This window comes from Allomuricauda sp. M10, from assembly GCF_020782875.1.
Lineage (GTDB): Bacteria > Bacteroidota > Bacteroidia > Flavobacteriales > Flavobacteriaceae > Flagellimonas.
In genome coordinates this window covers 134,147-149,595 of record NZ_JAJGBN010000005.1, presented here as the reverse complement: position 1 = coordinate 149,595, position 15,449 = coordinate 134,147, and the positions used below count along the sequence as shown (strand labels likewise).

Annotated in this window: 20 protein-coding genes; 9 read left to right on the top strand and 11 right to left on the bottom strand. The window is 42.6% G+C overall.

Translation table 11 applies throughout. The features are described from left to right. Positions 1-15: 15 nt before the first annotated feature. The 6 genes from LKX84_RS13690 (at position 16) to LKX84_RS13665 (ending at position 4,022) form a co-directional block, all read left to right on the top strand. Entirely contained in the window at positions 16-237 is a 222-nt protein-coding gene (locus LKX84_RS13690) for a hypothetical protein (RefSeq protein WP_228237729.1), read from the top strand. Beyond that, positions 234-1,313, top strand: a complete 1,080-nt coding sequence (locus tag LKX84_RS13685) for a DUF1611 domain-containing protein (protein ID WP_228237728.1) — start codon at positions 234-236, stop codon at positions 1,311-1,313. Before LKX84_RS13690 ends, LKX84_RS13685 begins: the two co-directional genes overlap by 4 nt. Continuing rightward, positions 1,310-2,395: an alanine/ornithine racemase family PLP-dependent enzyme gene (locus LKX84_RS13680; RefSeq protein ID WP_228237727.1), complete on the top strand. Its 1,086-nt coding sequence runs from the start codon at positions 1,310-1,312 to the stop codon at positions 2,393-2,395. The genes LKX84_RS13685 and LKX84_RS13680 overlap by 4 nt, the downstream gene beginning before the upstream one ends. Continuing rightward, entirely contained in the window at positions 2,361-3,056 is a 696-nt protein-coding gene (locus LKX84_RS13675) for a M15 family metallopeptidase (RefSeq protein ID WP_228237726.1), read from the top strand. The genes LKX84_RS13680 and LKX84_RS13675 overlap by 35 nt, the downstream gene beginning before the upstream one ends. Before the next feature lie 143 nt (positions 3,057-3,199). Next, positions 3,200-3,652 carry an SPFH domain-containing protein gene (locus tag LKX84_RS13670; protein ID WP_228237725.1) on the top strand — a complete coding sequence of 151 codons (453 nt, stop codon included), beginning with the start codon at positions 3,200-3,202 and terminating at the stop codon, positions 3,650-3,652. A gap of 127 nt (positions 3,653-3,779) precedes the next feature. Beyond that, positions 3,780-4,022 (top strand): hypothetical protein, encoded by a 243-nt coding sequence (locus tag LKX84_RS13665; protein WP_228237724.1) that lies wholly within the window; start codon positions 3,780-3,782, stop codon positions 4,020-4,022. A gap of 381 nt (positions 4,023-4,403) precedes the next feature. Here LKX84_RS13665 and LKX84_RS13660 read toward each other — a convergent pair whose 3' ends face one another. Together LKX84_RS13660 and LKX84_RS13655 are read right to left on the bottom strand one after the other, a co-directional pair. Beyond that, a complete protein-coding gene (locus tag LKX84_RS13660; RefSeq protein ID WP_228237723.1) occupies positions 4,404-4,601 on the bottom strand; it encodes a cold-shock protein in 198 nt (65 codons plus the stop codon). A gap of 70 nt (positions 4,602-4,671) precedes the next feature. Next, positions 4,672-5,799, bottom strand: a complete 1,128-nt coding sequence (locus LKX84_RS13655) for a fatty acid desaturase family protein (RefSeq protein WP_228237722.1) — start codon at positions 5,797-5,799, stop codon at positions 4,672-4,674. Positions 5,800-6,501: 702 nt separating this feature from the next. Between LKX84_RS13655 and LKX84_RS13650 the strand changes: the two genes are divergently transcribed. Genes LKX84_RS13650 through LKX84_RS13640 form a run of 3 tightly spaced genes read left to right on the top strand, consistent with a single transcriptional unit; the run spans position 6,502 to position 8,319 of the window. Beyond that, positions 6,502-6,696, top strand: coding sequence for a 30S ribosomal protein S21 (locus tag LKX84_RS13650; protein WP_228237721.1), 195 nt, complete (start codon positions 6,502-6,504; stop codon positions 6,694-6,696). A gap of 4 nt (positions 6,697-6,700) precedes the next feature. Beyond that, a complete protein-coding gene (locus LKX84_RS13645; RefSeq protein WP_127137629.1) occupies positions 6,701-7,435 on the top strand; it encodes an NYN domain-containing protein in 735 nt (244 codons plus the stop codon). A 17-nt stretch (positions 7,436-7,452) separates the two neighbouring features. Further along, positions 7,453-8,319, top strand: coding sequence for an RNA polymerase sigma factor RpoD/SigA (locus LKX84_RS13640; RefSeq protein ID WP_228237720.1), 867 nt, complete (start codon positions 7,453-7,455; stop codon positions 8,317-8,319). Between the two features lie 44 nt (positions 8,320-8,363). Here LKX84_RS13640 and LKX84_RS18035 read toward each other — a convergent pair whose 3' ends face one another. Genes LKX84_RS18035 through LKX84_RS13600 form a run of 9 tightly spaced genes read right to left on the bottom strand, consistent with a single transcriptional unit; the run spans position 8,364 to position 15,223 of the window. Further along, positions 8,364-8,468 (bottom strand): helix-turn-helix domain-containing protein, encoded by a 105-nt coding sequence (locus tag LKX84_RS18035; RefSeq protein WP_410548882.1) that lies wholly within the window; start codon positions 8,466-8,468, stop codon positions 8,364-8,366. A 24-nt stretch (positions 8,469-8,492) separates the two neighbouring features. Beyond that, entirely contained in the window at positions 8,493-9,281 is a 789-nt protein-coding gene (locus tag LKX84_RS13635) for a DUF4138 domain-containing protein (RefSeq protein WP_228237719.1), read from the bottom strand. Between the two features lie 2 nt (positions 9,282-9,283). Then, the gene (traM, locus tag LKX84_RS13630; RefSeq protein WP_228237718.1) at positions 9,284-10,195 is read right to left on the bottom strand and encodes a conjugative transposon protein TraM; all 912 of its coding nucleotides are present in this window, start codon (positions 10,193-10,195) and stop codon (positions 9,284-9,286) included. Further along, positions 10,176-10,802 (bottom strand): conjugal transfer protein TraK, encoded by a 627-nt coding sequence (locus tag LKX84_RS13625; protein ID WP_228237717.1) that lies wholly within the window; start codon positions 10,800-10,802, stop codon positions 10,176-10,178. Before LKX84_RS13625 ends, traM begins: the two co-directional genes overlap by 20 nt. Positions 10,803-10,812: 10 nt before the next feature. After that, complete coding sequence (locus LKX84_RS13620; RefSeq protein WP_228237716.1) at positions 10,813-11,652, bottom strand: hypothetical protein; 840 nt, start codon at positions 11,650-11,652, stop codon at positions 10,813-10,815. Continuing rightward, complete coding sequence (locus tag LKX84_RS13615; RefSeq protein WP_228237715.1) at positions 11,652-12,257, bottom strand: conjugal transfer protein; 606 nt, start codon at positions 12,255-12,257, stop codon at positions 11,652-11,654. Before LKX84_RS13615 ends, LKX84_RS13620 begins: the two co-directional genes overlap by 1 nt. Continuing rightward, positions 12,254-14,665 (bottom strand): TraG family conjugative transposon ATPase, encoded by a 2,412-nt coding sequence (locus LKX84_RS13610; protein WP_228237714.1) that lies wholly within the window; start codon positions 14,663-14,665, stop codon positions 12,254-12,256. The genes LKX84_RS13615 and LKX84_RS13610 overlap by 4 nt, the downstream gene beginning before the upstream one ends. Continuing rightward, complete coding sequence (locus LKX84_RS13605; RefSeq protein WP_228237713.1) at positions 14,658-14,936, bottom strand: hypothetical protein; 279 nt, start codon at positions 14,934-14,936, stop codon at positions 14,658-14,660. The genes LKX84_RS13610 and LKX84_RS13605 overlap by 8 nt, the downstream gene beginning before the upstream one ends. Next, on the bottom strand, positions 14,936-15,223 hold the full coding sequence (locus LKX84_RS13600; RefSeq protein ID WP_228237712.1) for a hypothetical protein: 288 nt from the start codon (positions 15,221-15,223) through the stop codon (positions 14,936-14,938). Before LKX84_RS13600 ends, LKX84_RS13605 begins: the two co-directional genes overlap by 1 nt. Positions 15,224-15,449: the final 226 nt, after the last annotated feature.

Here is a 15,449-nt window from a genome sequence, read left to right as displayed (position 1 = left end):
ACAAAAGCATATACAATGAAAAAGGATTACATGGAAAAAAGATATAAAAAAGGAGACCTTGTTTACGCAAAGGTAAGGCCCAGTGTCATTCTTGTTGTGCGATTGTATGTCCGAAAGGTCTATTACTGTGCCATCCAGAACAACACTACCGCAAATGAACTGGTTTATTTCGATAGCGAGCTTAGACCGTATATAGGTACTCTATCTACTATTAAAGTTGAACAAATGACATTATGAAAGAAAGCGCATTGGTTTATTGTGAAAGTGAATTTGGGAATATAGACGGTAAAGTGGCCAATGGACTCGTTAGGCAATCGGAAAAGTATACCATGGTTGGGGTAGTGGACAGTACCAAAGCCGGACAAGATGCAGGGGAGTATCTTGATGGCGTTAAAAACACAATTCCAATTTTTAAGAGCATTGAGAGTGCATTGGAAGAATTGGGCAGGATCCCAAAATACTTTATATATGGTATCGCACCACTCGCTTCGTTTTTAAGCAATGAACAAAGAGAGATTATTTTTATGGCTATCAAAAATAGGATGAACATTGTTAACGGTCTTCCCGAATTTTTCAACGATGACCCGCAATTTGCCCAAATGGCCCATGAATATGGAGTGGACATCCAAGATGTGCGAAAGCCGCCCGCACGTGAAAACCTCCACAATTTTACAGGACGTATCCAATACATAAAGGTTCCGATCGTAACGGTCATGGGAACTGATTGTGCGGTCGGCAAAAGAACCACCGCCTTGTTTTTGGTGGAGGCGCTTCGGAATGAAGGCTTGAATGCCGTTTTTGTCACCACCGGTCAAACGGGTCTCCTCCAAGGTTCCGAATATGGGGTGGCAGTGGACGTACTGACCTCTGGGTTTGCCACGGGAGAAGTTGAGCATGCCATTCTGAATGCCTGTGAGAAAGAGGAACCCGATATCATTGTAGTGGAAGGTCAAGGGGCGTTGAGCCATCCCGCATTTACCTCTTCAAGCGCCATCCTGCGAGGTGCAATGCCCGATGCCATTATTTTACAACACCCCCCCAAGCGAAAAAGCTATTGTGATTATCCGAAAATTCCAATGTTGGGGCTGGTAGGTGAGATCGAAATGATAGAGATGTTCTCCAAAGCCAGGGTTATGGCCATTACCATCAACCATGAAAAGATGGACAATGCCGAAATAAGCCAATTCATTAAGCGATATGAATCCGAATTTAATCTGCCCGTCACAGATGTTTTGAAGTATGGGTGCGATAAATTGGTAAAAGCATTGCTCATGACATTTCCGGAGCTTGCAAGGGAATCGGTGTCCGTTTGAACCTTCCGAGAATAGATATCGATTCTGCGAAAATTGCATATAACGTCCAAAAATTGACAACACTATATGGTTCCAAGGGCATCAAGATAATAGGTGTAACCAAGGTCATTGGTGGAGATCCGACCATCGCTGGGATCTTGGTGGACAATGGCATCAAGATCCTTGCGGACTCTAGATTGGAAAACATATTGAGAATGCGTAAAGCCGGCATAAGGGCACAGTACATGTTGCTCAGGTCACCCGCACTCAGCCAAGTGGAGAAAGTGGTCACCCATGCCCATATCAGCTTGAATTCGGAACTCATAGTACTCAAGGAACTTTCAAAGCATGCCTTGAAAAATCATAGTATCCATAAAGTGATCCTAATGGTGGAACTTGGAGATCTCCGTGAGGGAATCATGCCTTCGGAAATGGAGAATATGGTAGGGGAAGTGGTTGGCTTGAAAGGAATTGTCTTGATTGGGATCGGTACAAACCTTGCGTGTTTCAATGGAATAGCCCCCGACCTTGATAAGATGACCGAGCTATCCTCCATAGCTGTACATTTAGAAAACAAGTTCAATATTTGCTTGAACATTGTATCAGGGGGGAACTCCGCAAATTATCATTGGTTCAAATCGTCAAAAAAACTGGGCAGAATTAACAGTTTGCGTTTGGGAGAATCTATTTTTCTGGGTAGGGAAGCACTTTGCAGGGAACACATCCCTGGGCTTTTCACCGATATATTTACCCTTGTGACCGAGGTAATAGAGGCAAAACAAAAACCTTCCATGCCTTATGGTAAAGCCTATCAAAACATGAACGGTGAAATCCCCCGTTTCAAAGATTTGGGCTTGATGTACAGGGCCATTTTAGGTATTGGCCAACAGGATGTTTTGGTTTCAGGAATTGTACCAAAACAAGATGTGACCATTTTAGGGGCAAGTAGCGATCATATTGTGGTAGATAACAATAAGGCAAATTTAAAGGTGGGGGATACCGTGACATTCGACCTTGACTACAATGCCCTCTTGAGAGGGCTGAACTCCACACATATAACAAAAAACCATGTCAACTATCAAGAATGCCAAGAAGTATTGTGAAGCTGTGGAAGCCAAAGATGCCCGAAACAAGATCTTGGCACTGACCATTCCGATCCGGGAAAACCACACCGCCCTTAAAAGCTTAAAAGAGACAGGTCTTGATTTGATTTTTGAACCTTCGTTCATGGATGATTATCAATATCTCGTCCGGGAGGATATGATCGAAAAAATAGCCCGTATAAGTCAACGATTACATGCGCAAAATAAAACCTTGATCATCCGTTCTGCATGGAGGTCCTTTGAACATCAACAGCTACTTTGGGAAACCAAATTTATATCCTTTGGAAGAATGCAAAGGACGCATCCTGAAAAGTCTTTGAAAGAGATCGAAGAGATGGTCAGCCATTTTATTGCTCCGCCCAGAGAGTCAATGCATACCACAGGCGGCGCAATAGATGCATTGATCTATGATGCCGTTCAAGATTGCGTCATGGACTTTGGAACGAATACTGGTCTGGAAATCAAGCTCTCAAAGCAATGTTACCCCTACCACCCGGGCATTGGCCCTGAAGCGAAGAAGAATAGGGCCCTGTTGATCGGATTGTTTGAAGATGAAGATTTTGTATGTGATCTTAAAGAATATTGGCATTTTGATTATGGTGATGTCATGTGGGCCATTGGAAAAGAAAAGGAATATGCCATTTATGGCCCGATAATGTAATTAAGATAAGCTTTCAAGGAATCAGACGATGGACAGATGTTTTTTGCCACCTTGGACAATCTGTGATTTATGCAAGATTGGTTTGGTTCGGTGTAACAGTTTGGGGATGTGAAATCCCATCTTAGCAATTAAGCACAATAACTATGGATAATGACCCTATAAGGGAAATAAAAAATGCACTGAAAAAGAGTCAATGGAGAAATTTGTTCATAATTACCGTATTGGCGGCATTCCTAATTGTATTTAAACCATGGGTGCAGTTTGGGGCAGGTGAAAGAGGTGTTGTCCAAAATTTCGGGGCGGTAAAGGATAAGGTATTGAATGAAGGGATTCACTTCAAAATTCCAGTAGTACAAACCGTTATTCCCATGGATGTGAAAATCCAAAAAATCATGACAGATGCCGCTTCTTCATCCTCAGATCTTCAGGATGTGGATTTATCTGTTACACTCAATTATCTCATTATACCCGATAAAGCTAATTTGGTCTATCAAACCATTGGTGTGGAATTTAAGGAGCGTATTATCGACCCTGCCATTCAAGAGGTAATGAAAGTATTGATTACCAAAAGACCGGCAGTAAGCTCGGAATTGTAAGAAGCCCATACTTCTAGATTGCTTGTTTCGAGCATATCCGTTGATGCCTTTTCTATCATCTAATTTAGTTTTTCCCTGACGTTTTACCGATGCGATTGAGACAAAACAAACCGCTGAACAAAATGCATTGAAGGCAAAAAGGGACCTGGATAGGATAAAAGTCGAAGCGGAGCAGACCATTGCTGCAGCAACTGCCGAAGCAGAGGTACTTCGGTTACAAAAAATGAATATTTCACCCGACCTAATTGAACTCAGGAAGATAGAAGCAAACCTTAAGGCCATAGAAAAATGGAATGGGATCTTGCCCCAAGTAACAGGTGCAGGCGCCATTCCCTTTATTGGTGTGGGAGATGTTATTAGGAACAGATAATGATCATCATCGGATTTAAACATGGAGACAATAATCACTAAGTTTATATTGATTCACTTCATAATGGGAGGTATTAGAGGGTTTTATAGATATCTTATGATTGAAAAACACCAATACAATTACTATGATCATTCCATGAAACTTGGAGGAAAATTGGCCCATAATTTGTTATATGGCACTTTCAATTCAACTACTCTTCTCATTTCAGTTTGCGTAACTGTTCTGTCATTTTTTTTAGCTTGATCAGTATATGACAAATCAGAATTCCAAGGTTACCGAGGCCTGTTCTTTTTTGGTAAAGGGTTTACGATGAATTGGAAAAAGTTCCCATAAAAAAACCATCTCTTAAAGATGGTTTTTATTGTTTGTGGAATATAGAATCTAATCGTTCAATAATTCGACATTTACGGCGTTCATGCCCTTTTGGCCTCTTTCCACGGTAAATTTAACCTTATCGTTTTCACGGATCTTGTCTATAAGACCGGTTTGGTGTACAAATACATCATCATTGGAGTCATTGGGCTGAATAAAACCAAAGCCCTTCGCTTCATTAAAAAACTTTACTATTCCTTCTCTCATTACTTTATATTTAATATTAATATTCTATTCAATGTTTGTTTTAATTTGTTGTTTTATTATTACCCCTCTATCAGGTATGAACAGGTTGAACCTTCCCTAACTTTCGTAAAACTCCAACATGGTCGATAATGGCGGCGATAAATGTTCTTTTTGTATTATAAGGAATCCCATATTCATTGGCAGTATCCGCTACGATACCAGATATTTTTCTATAATGTATATGGCAGACATTAGGCAATAGATGATGCTCCACCTGATAGTTCAACCCGCCAATCAGCCATGAAAATATCCTGCTCTTAGGAGAAAAATTTGTTGTTGTGGCCAATTGGTGATCTGCCCAGTCACTTGAGATTACCCCATCTTCATTGGGCAGTGGAAATTCCGTATTTGGCATGATGTGCGCCACTTGAAATACGATGCTGATCAATAGGCCCGTAACAAAATGCATGCTAAGGAAAGCCAGAACAATGATCCATGGGGACAGAGGCACGACCAACAAGGGTATGATCAAGGCATACGAAAAGTATATCAACTTCCATCCAACAATCTTCATGAGCGCATTTCTGTAACCGTTCTTTTTTTTGAAAAATCCCATTTTCCGGTACCGATCGAGTCTTATGAAATCTTTGGTGGTTATCCAAGAGACCGTGGATAGGCCATAAAAAAACCATACATACAAGTATTGGAATCTATGCAGTCCATTTTTTTTGGCATGTGGGGAGAACCGAAGGAAAAAAGGAGCATTGATGTCATCATCGGCCCCCTCAATGTTGGTATAGGTATGATGGAGTACATTGTGTTGGATTTTCCAAACAGCGGCATTACCACCTATGAGGTTCATGGTGTACCCAAGATATGTGTTCACTTTTTGATTTTTGGAGTAAGATCCATGGATGGCATCGTGCATAATGCCCATTCCTATTCCCGCCATTCCTATTCCACTTACGATATAAAGACCAAAAAGTAACAAGGGAGCGGTAACCATCCCTATGTTTATGAAAATCAAGGGGACAAAATAAACAGTGAGCATGATCATGGTCTTCAAAACCATGCTTTTGTTGGCATGCCTACTGATATTGTTCGTTTTAAAATAGGTGCTGACCCGGTTTCTTAGGGTTTCTGAAAAATCAGAATCTGAGTTTTTCGAAAATCTTGGCCTATTGGTGCAGTTAATTGCGGTTCGGTCTTGGTCGCGCATGTATTGTAATGGGATTGGATAAGCGTAATTGGCTTGGGCATGTAGAAGAATTATCCAAATATGGGGACCATCACAAAATCGTCCAAATCCACGCGGGCTTCACCATCCTTAACGTTTGGCTTAAAATATTTTACTACGTAATAAATTAAAAAGAAGAGAGCTGAAAATGAATTGAAGATCTGCGAAGACTAAATTGACTAGGGCTTTCCGGATTTTAACCTCACAAACTTACCATTTATTTGATGGGTATTCCCCAATTATGTGTTAATTGTTGAAAATAAGTATTTTAAGAATCGAAACTTTTCTCAAGGTTTAAATCCCATTTAAATTCGCATGGAAATTAGGAAATTGATTTTGAACTATGAATGAGGGGTCGTTCCTAATTCTAAAATAAACAGAACAAACGGGTTTAGTTCCAATTTAAATCCTTTCCTTTACGCCGCATCACGGATTATGGACGATGATTGCTCCAATCCTTAAATAAAAAGACAACCCTCTCCTTTTCCTATTTACAAGACACAAAGGGTAACTTCTTACTTATTTTTTGCTTGAACCAATATTCACATTTTAAAGGCCAGCCTAGATAGGTCAAAGTCCAAAGTTGTATATGCCAGGGAATCCGCCATTTCTCTGAAAAGAGGCCAATGTTTAAATATTGGCCTTAATGGCATTTTTTAAATAATTAGTAATAACAAGAACAATATGCTGATAATTAAGATAGTTCCAGGCGAGAAGATAGACAGGGCTTTGAAACGGTATAGGAACAAAGTAAGGAACACCCAACAGTTGAAACGTATCAGGGACAACCAGCAGTTTACCAAAAAATCCGAGGAAAAGAGGGAGAGTCTGAAAAAGGCAATCCATAGGAAGGAATATTTAAAAAAGAATGAGGAGTGATTTTATGGACAAGGATTTAAACCTGGCCGTCCTAATAGACGGTGATAATATTCCTTCCAAATATGTGAAGGAAATGTTGGAAGAGATTGCCAAATATGGAAATCCAAGCATTAAGAGAATTTATGGTGATTGGACAAAGCCAAGTTTGGGGAAATGGAAGGATGTCCTTCTAAAAAATGCCATTACCCCTGTGCAACAATATGGGTATACCACCGGTAAGAATGCAACGGACAGTGCCATGATCATTGATGCAATGGATATACTGTATTCCGGTAAGGTGAATGGTTTTTCCCTAGTTTCCAGTGACAGTGATTTTACGCGGCTGGCCATACGGCTAAGAGAGGCAGGGATGACAGTGTTTGGTATTGGGGAACGAAAGACCCCAGATCCCTTTATCGTTTCATGTGACAAGTTCATATATCTAGAAATACTTCATAAGACTCAGATAGGGGAATCCAACGCCCCAGAGAAAAATGAGAAAAGCAAAATTGATAAGATTACCCCAAAGGTTATCGATCTTATTCTTTCCACCATTGCCGATGTGGAGGATGAGGAAGGTTGGGCTTTCCTAGGCGAGGTTGGCACATTGTTGCAAAAGAAACAACCCAATTTTGATGCCAGGAACTACGGTTTTAAAAAGTTGACACCTTTGGTCAAATCCATAGGTCAAATTGAAATAGGATCCAGGAAAAATCCAAAGGGCAATGGGAACCTGATTTATGTAAGGACGATTGTCTAACGAAAAACAAAACCTCTATGAGACCTCTTTCAATTTCAAAGCAAATTACAACAAGGGATACCCTTTCCTTGAACAAATACCTTGGTGATATAAGCCGTATTCCGCTGATAACCGAAGAGGAAGAGGTTGATCTGGCCGTTCGCATAAGACAGGGTGACAACATGGCCCTGCAAAGATTGGTGTCGGCCAATTTGCGATTTGTAGTTTCCGTAGCGAAACAATACCAATCAAGGGGGCTCAATTTACATGATCTTATTAATGAAGGGAATGTTGGTTTGGTCAGGGCAGCGTCCAAATTTGATGAGACGCGTGGTTTCAAGTTCATTTCATATGCCGTATGGTGGATACGGCAAGGGATCATACAGGCAATTACTGAAAAATCAAGGATGGTGAGATTGCCCTTGAACAAGATAAATGTGATCAACAAGATAAACAACGTCTCTTCCCATTTCGAACAAATGAATCAAAGGTTGCCAACGGCAGAGGAAATATCAGAACTGATCGATTTCTCAATATCAGAGATTCAAATTTGTTTAAAACAATCTTATTGGCCCCTTTCCATGGATGAACCCCTAAAGATCGGAGATGGTGGATTAAGTTTACATGATACAATGCATTCCAATGAGTTTGACAGTCCGGAACAAAAGCTGATAAATCAATCGTTGCAACTGGAAATCGATGACGTTTTGGAGATTTTATCCTATCGGGAAGCCTATATTATTAAAATGTCCTTTGGGATTGGGGCAGAAGATTCCATGGGATTGGAAGAAATTGCCTTTCATTTAGACCTCACAACAGAAAGGGTAAGACAAATAAAAATAAAGGCTTTGAACCGGTTAAGGAGCTCTTCTAAAATTGAAATTTTGAAGCAGTATTTGGAATAAGTGCTTTTTGAACAAAAAATAAATTTTGGTTCTGTTTTATTTGTTCATTCCCCACGAAATTGCACTGGCGATCGACCTTCCCTCCTTTTAAAAAAACGACTGAAGTGGTTGGGCTTTGAAAAACCAAGGGCAAAAGCAATCTCGGTGATACTCCAAGTGTCCGTATCAAATCCTTATTTGACCAAAAGCTCCAGACGCCTACTCCCCTGCCTTTCAAGGAGTACTATTTTTAATGCTTCATGGGCACCGGTCACATATTTAGGATATACGTGGACAAACCGATAGGTGGAACCGCTTTTGAGGGTTTCCGGTTGTTGGAACCTAAACAGGGGCTCCCAGGGGGTCTCTTGATACGATGTCTTACTTTTTGGACTGCCATTGATCCGAAGGATATCCAAGGTTTCAAGGTCATAATCGATTCCCGATTTGTTTCGCAGCTGGAAAACCAAGAACATTTCATCGCCCTGATATACCTTTTTTTCAAGTCGCAGCCGGATACCACCCCGTCTAACCGTTCCCATATTTGCCCCATTTTGTTCTTGGAGCAGTTGTTCCATTAGGGCCAAGCGTGTACCATCTTTGACCACGGTATCCAATTTCCGGGTCGTTATAGGACGTACCCTTCCCAAACTGTGTTGTTCATTGAGAAATAGATGCGTTCGCGTTAACCAATCTTTATAGACCACTTTAAACTCATAGGCATATCCGTCCATGGTCATCACCCATAGATTGGTCGTTGTCCCTTTGATGGCCTGCAACAGTCCAAAATATTGTGCTTCTTCCCTATCATAGGAGAAGACCGCATTTTCATTGCCGGTTATGGCCTGCTTTATAGGGCTGGGAAAAAAAAGGGCGACATTCATCTGGTCATTGGCGTAAAGGGTATCCAAGGCTTGTTGGCCCCATACGAATGGGCCAAAACCAAAGGCAATAAGACTAATAAATAAACTCCTGATTTTCATGTTCACGATTTTAATAAGAATTGATAATGGTCTGTAATCTTCACCTTAACGGCCCGATGGTCACGTTGAAAGATGCGTTTGATCCCATTGAGCCGGGGCAGGCCGGGTACATTGATTTCATCCAGGCCTTCATCCAAGGTCCGGTCCAACACTTCGCCCTTGAGTCGGTTCCTCACATAGATACCCTCCCTTCCGTCCTGGGCATCATGGGCCTTCAGATTCAATGGAAGTTCTCCAGAAATTGTAAGCTCCACCATGACACGGTTGGGCCTGATCTTTACAAACCCATAGAGCCGGGTTCCCCTCGGAACCTTTATCCCATCGAGATCAACAGATTCGGACAACCGCAGGTCCAGACGTTGTCCATCCCTTAGGGTTTGATCGCCATCCACATAGGCCATGATCTCAAAATGGTCCAAGGCAGGATCAAGGGGACTTGATGCATAAAAAAGTTGATGGGACAAGGACAGGTCCGCAGCGGTCGGGGCCGAAATCGGTTCAGGTCCCACAGCTTCCAATATATCGTCATGACTCGGTGTTCTCTCGATGACCTCCATCGGCCCTGGTGGTTCCTCCCTATTTATTGAAAAGGAATTGGAGGCATACACACTATCGATGACACGTTGCTTTTCATACTCCATATAGTCCGGATTGAAATAGCCCTTGTCATCGATCATGTGTTCCGGATATATGGGAGGAGCGGTAATCTCACGTTCCTCTTTAAGGGCTTCCAAGGCCCTTAGTTTACTATCGTACTCGACCTGGTTCTCTTCCAGATCGGGAATGGGGATCCGCTCGGGATCCAATTCCGGTTCCTTGTCCTTTCCAAAGGTCATGATGCCATAGATGGTAATGAACAGCACCACACATACCATGACCAGGACAAATACAATTTTATTCTTTTGGGCTTTCATAGGCTTCCAGTTTACGAAGTGAGTTTTCAAAAAAATCAGTGATCAACAATCCATGCGGATTGTGCGGAAAGTTCCGTTCGACCTGCAACAAATGGCCCGAAGTGACCAGTTCGTAGGTATCGGTTACGGCACCTCTGTGGATTTGTAATACAATGCGAGTTTGAAAGGTCATGTTCGCTCCTTCCATCTTGATCTTCGACTCGATATGCTCCACTTTTTGAACGAGGGAATATTGCAACAACCGATTATAGAAACCATCTGCTTTCTTTTGTTGATATACCTCGGCCACGGAGTTGTTTCCGAGCCAAAGGGCCTTTTCCATATGGGTTTCAAAACTTCCGGCATCCAACCCATAAAACCATCTATGGAACCGTTCCAAATGGGCCATTGCCTCGACTTCCAAGTGTTGACGTTGATCTACCCATTGCAACGGGATGACCTCCCCTTCCCCATTGACCACAAAGGCATGGTCCAAACCATTCTGGTGTATTTTGGCTACCACCATAATGGAGACCGAACATACCAACCCCGAGACGATGACCACGGAAAGGACCACCCAGCGGTTCAACTGCAATACCTGCACTATATTTTTAAAAGGCGTTTTCATAGACTTCAATTTAACCGGTGAACAATCGAAGGGTAAAGCTCGTGGCCCTTCGATACAATTTAAATTTGAGCAACACGATAAAGCCAATGGTCCCGAGTTCGATGATGGAGGCAAAGAATTCACTCCCAAAATCAAAACCAAAGAGGTTTCCCCAGAAATTGATACTGATCTCCGTGTAGAGGTTATTGACGAACACATTGACCAAAAAGAAGGCGGGCACCAACATGTACACCGCTGCGTACAACTTAAAAAACTGATAGGCCAGGGGACGAAACTTTTCAAAGACGGCCAAACTGATGACTAAGGGAAAAAAGGCCTGTAGGATCCCCAACAGGAAATACCGTTCTGCAAGGAACAAAGGATAGATGAAAAGGTCCATCAACCAAAGAAGGACCCCTATGATAAAGGCCAAGACCTTTAATCCGTACAAGGGAGTGACCAAAGCCTCATACAAGAGTGCCATGGCTTTTTTGGCGGCTTCCAAGGCACCCACATCCCGTTCCAGATCTACATCCTGAAGCTGTAAAGGGAGGAGTGCCGGAGCCGTGTCCCTGTATTGGGCCTCGATGGCCACCAGGATCCCATCGAAGACTCCCAATATCTCGGTGGAGAAAATGACCAGGAGAACCACCAAAAAATTCTTGGCCAGTTCCGTAGGGGTCAACCCCCACGTATGGCCATCGGTCGTGGCAATGCCCTCATTGTATTTCTTCAAAATATTGATCAGAAAAAACAGGACGGCCAGGGTCTTCATCCCCACTATCGTGTATTGGGAGAAATCACTGTCCTTGATGGTCTGGAAGACAGCATCCACATATTCCAATCCTATGCCCAAAAAGATTCCCGCCATCAGTATTCCGTTTCCCTATTATTGATAATATCCTGCATTCTCCGAAAGGAGATGATTTCCCGATAACGTCTTGTTTTGACTTCCAACTCGGCCACCATTTCCTGGGACTGCACCTTCTTTTCCATCAAAATGGCGGTACGCTCCGCATCTGTCATCTTCAAAAAATCACTTGACAAGATCTGGTTTACAAAATCCAGATCATCAATGGCCGTATCCATAATCTGCTCAAAGGCTCTGGATACCTGTTCCACCTCCCCGGCTTTGATATAGGGGGAGTTCAAAATATCCCTCAGTTCATTTTGCACGGTATTGAAAAGGATTTCATTGTTCCGTGCCAATTCACGGACCGCCTTCAATTGCTTGATGGTATTGTTCACCTTGACAATATTGTCCTTCTGTTCCTTCAAAAACTCCACAGTCTTCAAGAGTTCAGAGGTCTGTTTGGCCGATTCCAACAAGGATTTGGTCATACTGATAAAGTTCGTATTGTCGTACACCGGCATCCCCTGGCAGGCAGCTCCTGCAGGCAATAACAGGGCCAAGGACAGTGCCAACATCCATAACCGGGGATTCTTCCAAAGGGTTTGTTTTATAGTTACTCTCATATCATTTTCTTTTGTTGATTTATAAATTCCGTAATGGCCCGTTCCATATTCCCAGACTGTTCAAAGAGTTCCATGATCCGGCCATGTTCCACCCCATCGGTGAGATAGGCTGCATAGACCTCGGGGGGCACCTCCAAGCGAAAGACATTGCTTTCCTTCCCGATCTTGATAAAGATTTCGGTGTATTTGCGTTCCCCTGTCAGATTGTTTCTAAGGGACATCAATTGATTTAGATCATGGTTGGAAAGGTTCAATCGCCTTGCCAGTTCATCATAGCCCTTTTCGTTCCGTAAACTGTACACGACTTGAGTATTCTCCAGGATACTTGCCGAAGTGGCATTTTCAGGTAACTGGTTGATGGATTGCAGGATGATCCCAATGGCCCCGTTCTGTTTTCGGATGGCCTGGTAATAGAACTCCACACTCTCTAGGACATTGGAAAACTTCAACTGCTTGGCAAACTCATCGAACATGATAATGCCCCTTTCCGAACGGTTTCGCCAAATGGTGCGTTGGATAGCGGACTTGATCAATTTGAGCATTACGGACAGGGTTTCCTTATTGTCACGCACCTCGTCCAGTTCAAAAACGATCAATCGCTTGTCCTCAATTTTATAGGTCTGGTCTTCTGCCACATGGAACAGAAAACTGTACAGTCCCCCGTCCACATATTCGGAAAGAATGTGCAAAAATCCATAGACATTGAAATCGGATTCCTGCACCCGGGTCTCTTCGATCAAGGTATCTTTGTTCCTATCAACAAACTGGTATAGTGAAGCTAGGGAATGCCCTTCCCTGACCTTGCCATAGTAGTGCAGTAATACCTTTTTCAAGGCCACTTCCTTGGATTTGGTCACTTGCTTTTCAGCCAAAAGCTCCGAAAGAAACAGGGCGAGATCTTCCAAGCGTTCCGGGGTCAAATCGGACTGTTCTGAAATGTAAAAGGGATTGATGCCCAGATTCTTCCCCTGTTCGTATCGCAGGATGATATGATCATCAGGATACAATTGGGCAAATTTGGCATAGGAACCCCCTAGATCGATAATGACCAGTCGTACATCGGCCTCAAAGTATTGACGTAGGATATTATTGGCCAAGAAGGATTTACCCTCCCCAGTCGGGGCGAATATGGCAAAGTTCCGGGCCTTGATGCGCCGTTTCCCCTCGTCCCATACATCCTTGACCACAGGAATATTGTACTGTCTATCATTAAAAACGATTCCTGTTTCATCAGAGCGATAATTCGTATTGTTGATATACAGACAAAGGGCTGCCTTCAGGTCCATCACAAAAAGATCTTCATTGGAAAAGTTGGAAGCATGACTGGGATAGGAATTCAACAAATAATGGGTGCGCTCCTCCCCATGGGGATGATAGGGTCGTATATCCAGTTCCTTCAATTGCGCCTTGATGCCAGAAGCAATACGCTTCAACACTCCAACTTCCATATGCCAAAAAGCAATATTCACATGGCCACGAACGATCCGTGCGGTATCATCCCCATTGATCCTGTCCAAGATATGTTGGACCTTGTTGCGAACCACTTTGTTCTGGGAACCAAAATTGGAGCTCTTGGAGAGTTCCTCTATTTTTTTGTCCAATCGTTTACACCATTGATGGGTATCATCCAGATATAGGATTTGGTTGATGATGTGGTTCTCGCCCAACTCCAACCCGAGACCGTCCAAAAAACCCTTGTGAAAGCTGAATCCGTCCGAACTGAATTTCCCATTGGGCACACTGCTCTGCACGGTTTCACCAAAACAACCTTCATTGTTGATGGCCATCACATCAAAATAATTATCACCAATTTCTATGGGGCCCTTTCCTAGCTGGATATCCGTATCAAAACCTTGATTGAATCCATTGAAATAAGCATGGGTATGCTCCAATATGGCTTCAGGTTCCATGGGAACCATGGACACACTTTTGGAGTTGTTGACATAGGATACAGAATCGTTGACGGCGGTCACAAATTCCGCTACCTGCACATCCAGTTTACGGTGCAACCCTTTCTCCACTTTTCGAAAGGGATTGCCATATTTGGTGGCATTGAATGCCTTGTCAAGAGGAAGTACAAAGAAGAGATAACTCTGATGGTCCAAATGCTCCCTACCTACAAAATAATCATGGGTGGCCTTGGCAAGAAAAGTATCCTTGGGCAAACCTTCGGCATCGTAACCTTTCTTTTGGTATACATCATGTTTATGGATAACCGTACCCACGGGCAAGGATTTAAAGGCTTGGAACCACATCCCGTGCAGCTCATCAAAATCCGCATCAGAAAGGGAGTATATCTCAGGTAATTCTGCTTGATAACACAATACCACGTTACCATTGCTCCCAAAGACCACATGGTTCTGGATATCCAGTATGGGATGATGTGCTTGGAAATTCAGTTTAGACATAGTCAAGGAGGTTTAACTGTTTTAGGCTTATGGTCTTGGGAAAGGTTTTCACTACCTTCAATTGGATCGGTTTCTTCACCCACTGCAACAATGCCCCATAGAGCAGGGCATTGAAGAGCAGTAGGCCCACGATGACACCAAAATGAAACGAAAAAATGATGATCAAAAGCGAACAGATGATAGACACCATCATCAAGGCAAACAGGGAAATGGACAGCCCCATGATCATGGCCCGTTTTCGTATATTTCTATAGACCTCGAACTGTTTCATCAGACCACGATTCCGATGAGATAGGTAAAGATGCCCACTACGGCACCGGCAATCAACACAAAGACCAAGACTCGGGTAATACCCCTTTTTAGGTCAGCATTCTCCCCAAAGAAATGTCCGGCATTGAAAAGGAAACCCACTAAAAAGATAACTCCCAGGATTATGGGAAAAATGGCCCGAATGGTATCTGAAATATCGTTGACCGAATCCTCGATGCCCCCGATCTGGGCCAAAACGGCACTGGAGGTAAAAAGCAATAATAAGGTAATGAAGAAAGATTTTCGCATATCGTAAACGTTTAAGGATTAGACGGTTTTTGATATGCGAAAAGTACCACGAAAAACTCATCAAATAATTGATATTCAATTATTTGCGGATAAAATAAAATTTAATTTCGGAGGAGGTTTAATAGTGTGGTTTGCAATCAAGTTTTATTGGAAACATGAAAGTGTGTGTTAATATCCTTAATATTTGAAATATGATTTGGATATAAGAAAGCTCAATTTTTGGTGT

Coding starts and splice junctions, on each gene's coding strand:
- LKX84_RS13675 (WP_228237726.1), top strand. CDS start 2,361: ATGTCAACTATCAAGAATGCCAAGAAGTATTGTGAAGCTGTGGAAGCC.
- LKX84_RS13645 (WP_127137629.1), top strand. CDS start 6,701: ATGGACAAGGATTTAAACCTGGCCGTCCTAATAGACGGTGATAATATT.
- LKX84_RS13605 (WP_228237713.1), bottom strand. CDS start 14,936: ATGAAACAGTTCGAGGTCTATAGAAATATACGAAAACGGGCCATGATC.
- LKX84_RS13600 (WP_228237712.1), bottom strand. CDS start 15,223: ATGCGAAAATCTTTCTTCATTACCTTATTATTGCTTTTTACCTCCAGT.
- LKX84_RS13660 (WP_228237723.1), bottom strand. CDS start 4,601: ATGAGAGAAGGAATAGTAAAGTTTTTTAATGAAGCGAAGGGCTTTGGT.
- traM (WP_228237718.1), bottom strand. CDS start 10,195: ATGAAAGCCCAAAAGAATAAAATTGTATTTGTCCTGGTCATGGTATGT.
- LKX84_RS13690 (WP_228237729.1), top strand. CDS start 16: ATGAAAAAGGATTACATGGAAAAAAGATATAAAAAAGGAGACCTTGTT.
- LKX84_RS13625 (WP_228237717.1), bottom strand. CDS start 10,802: ATGAAAACGCCTTTTAAAAATATAGTGCAGGTATTGCAGTTGAACCGC.
- LKX84_RS13635 (WP_228237719.1), bottom strand. CDS start 9,281: ATGAAAATCAGGAGTTTATTTATTAGTCTTATTGCCTTTGGTTTTGGC.
- LKX84_RS13640 (WP_228237720.1), top strand. CDS start 7,453: ATGAGACCTCTTTCAATTTCAAAGCAAATTACAACAAGGGATACCCTT.
- LKX84_RS13655 (WP_228237722.1), bottom strand. CDS start 5,799: ATGCGCGACCAAGACCGAACCGCAATTAACTGCACCAATAGGCCAAGA.
- LKX84_RS13685 (WP_228237728.1), top strand. CDS start 234: ATGAAAGAAAGCGCATTGGTTTATTGTGAAAGTGAATTTGGGAATATA.
- LKX84_RS13615 (WP_228237715.1), bottom strand. CDS start 12,257: ATGAGAGTAACTATAAAACAAACCCTTTGGAAGAATCCCCGGTTATGG.
- LKX84_RS13650 (WP_228237721.1), top strand. CDS start 6,502: ATGCTGATAATTAAGATAGTTCCAGGCGAGAAGATAGACAGGGCTTTG.
- LKX84_RS13610 (WP_228237714.1), bottom strand. CDS start 14,665: ATGTCTAAACTGAATTTCCAAGCACATCATCCCATACTGGATATCCAG.
- LKX84_RS13620 (WP_228237716.1), bottom strand. CDS start 11,652: ATGGCGGGAATCTTTTTGGGCATAGGATTGGAATATGTGGATGCTGTC.
- LKX84_RS13670 (WP_228237725.1), top strand. CDS start 3,200: ATGGATAATGACCCTATAAGGGAAATAAAAAATGCACTGAAAAAGAGT.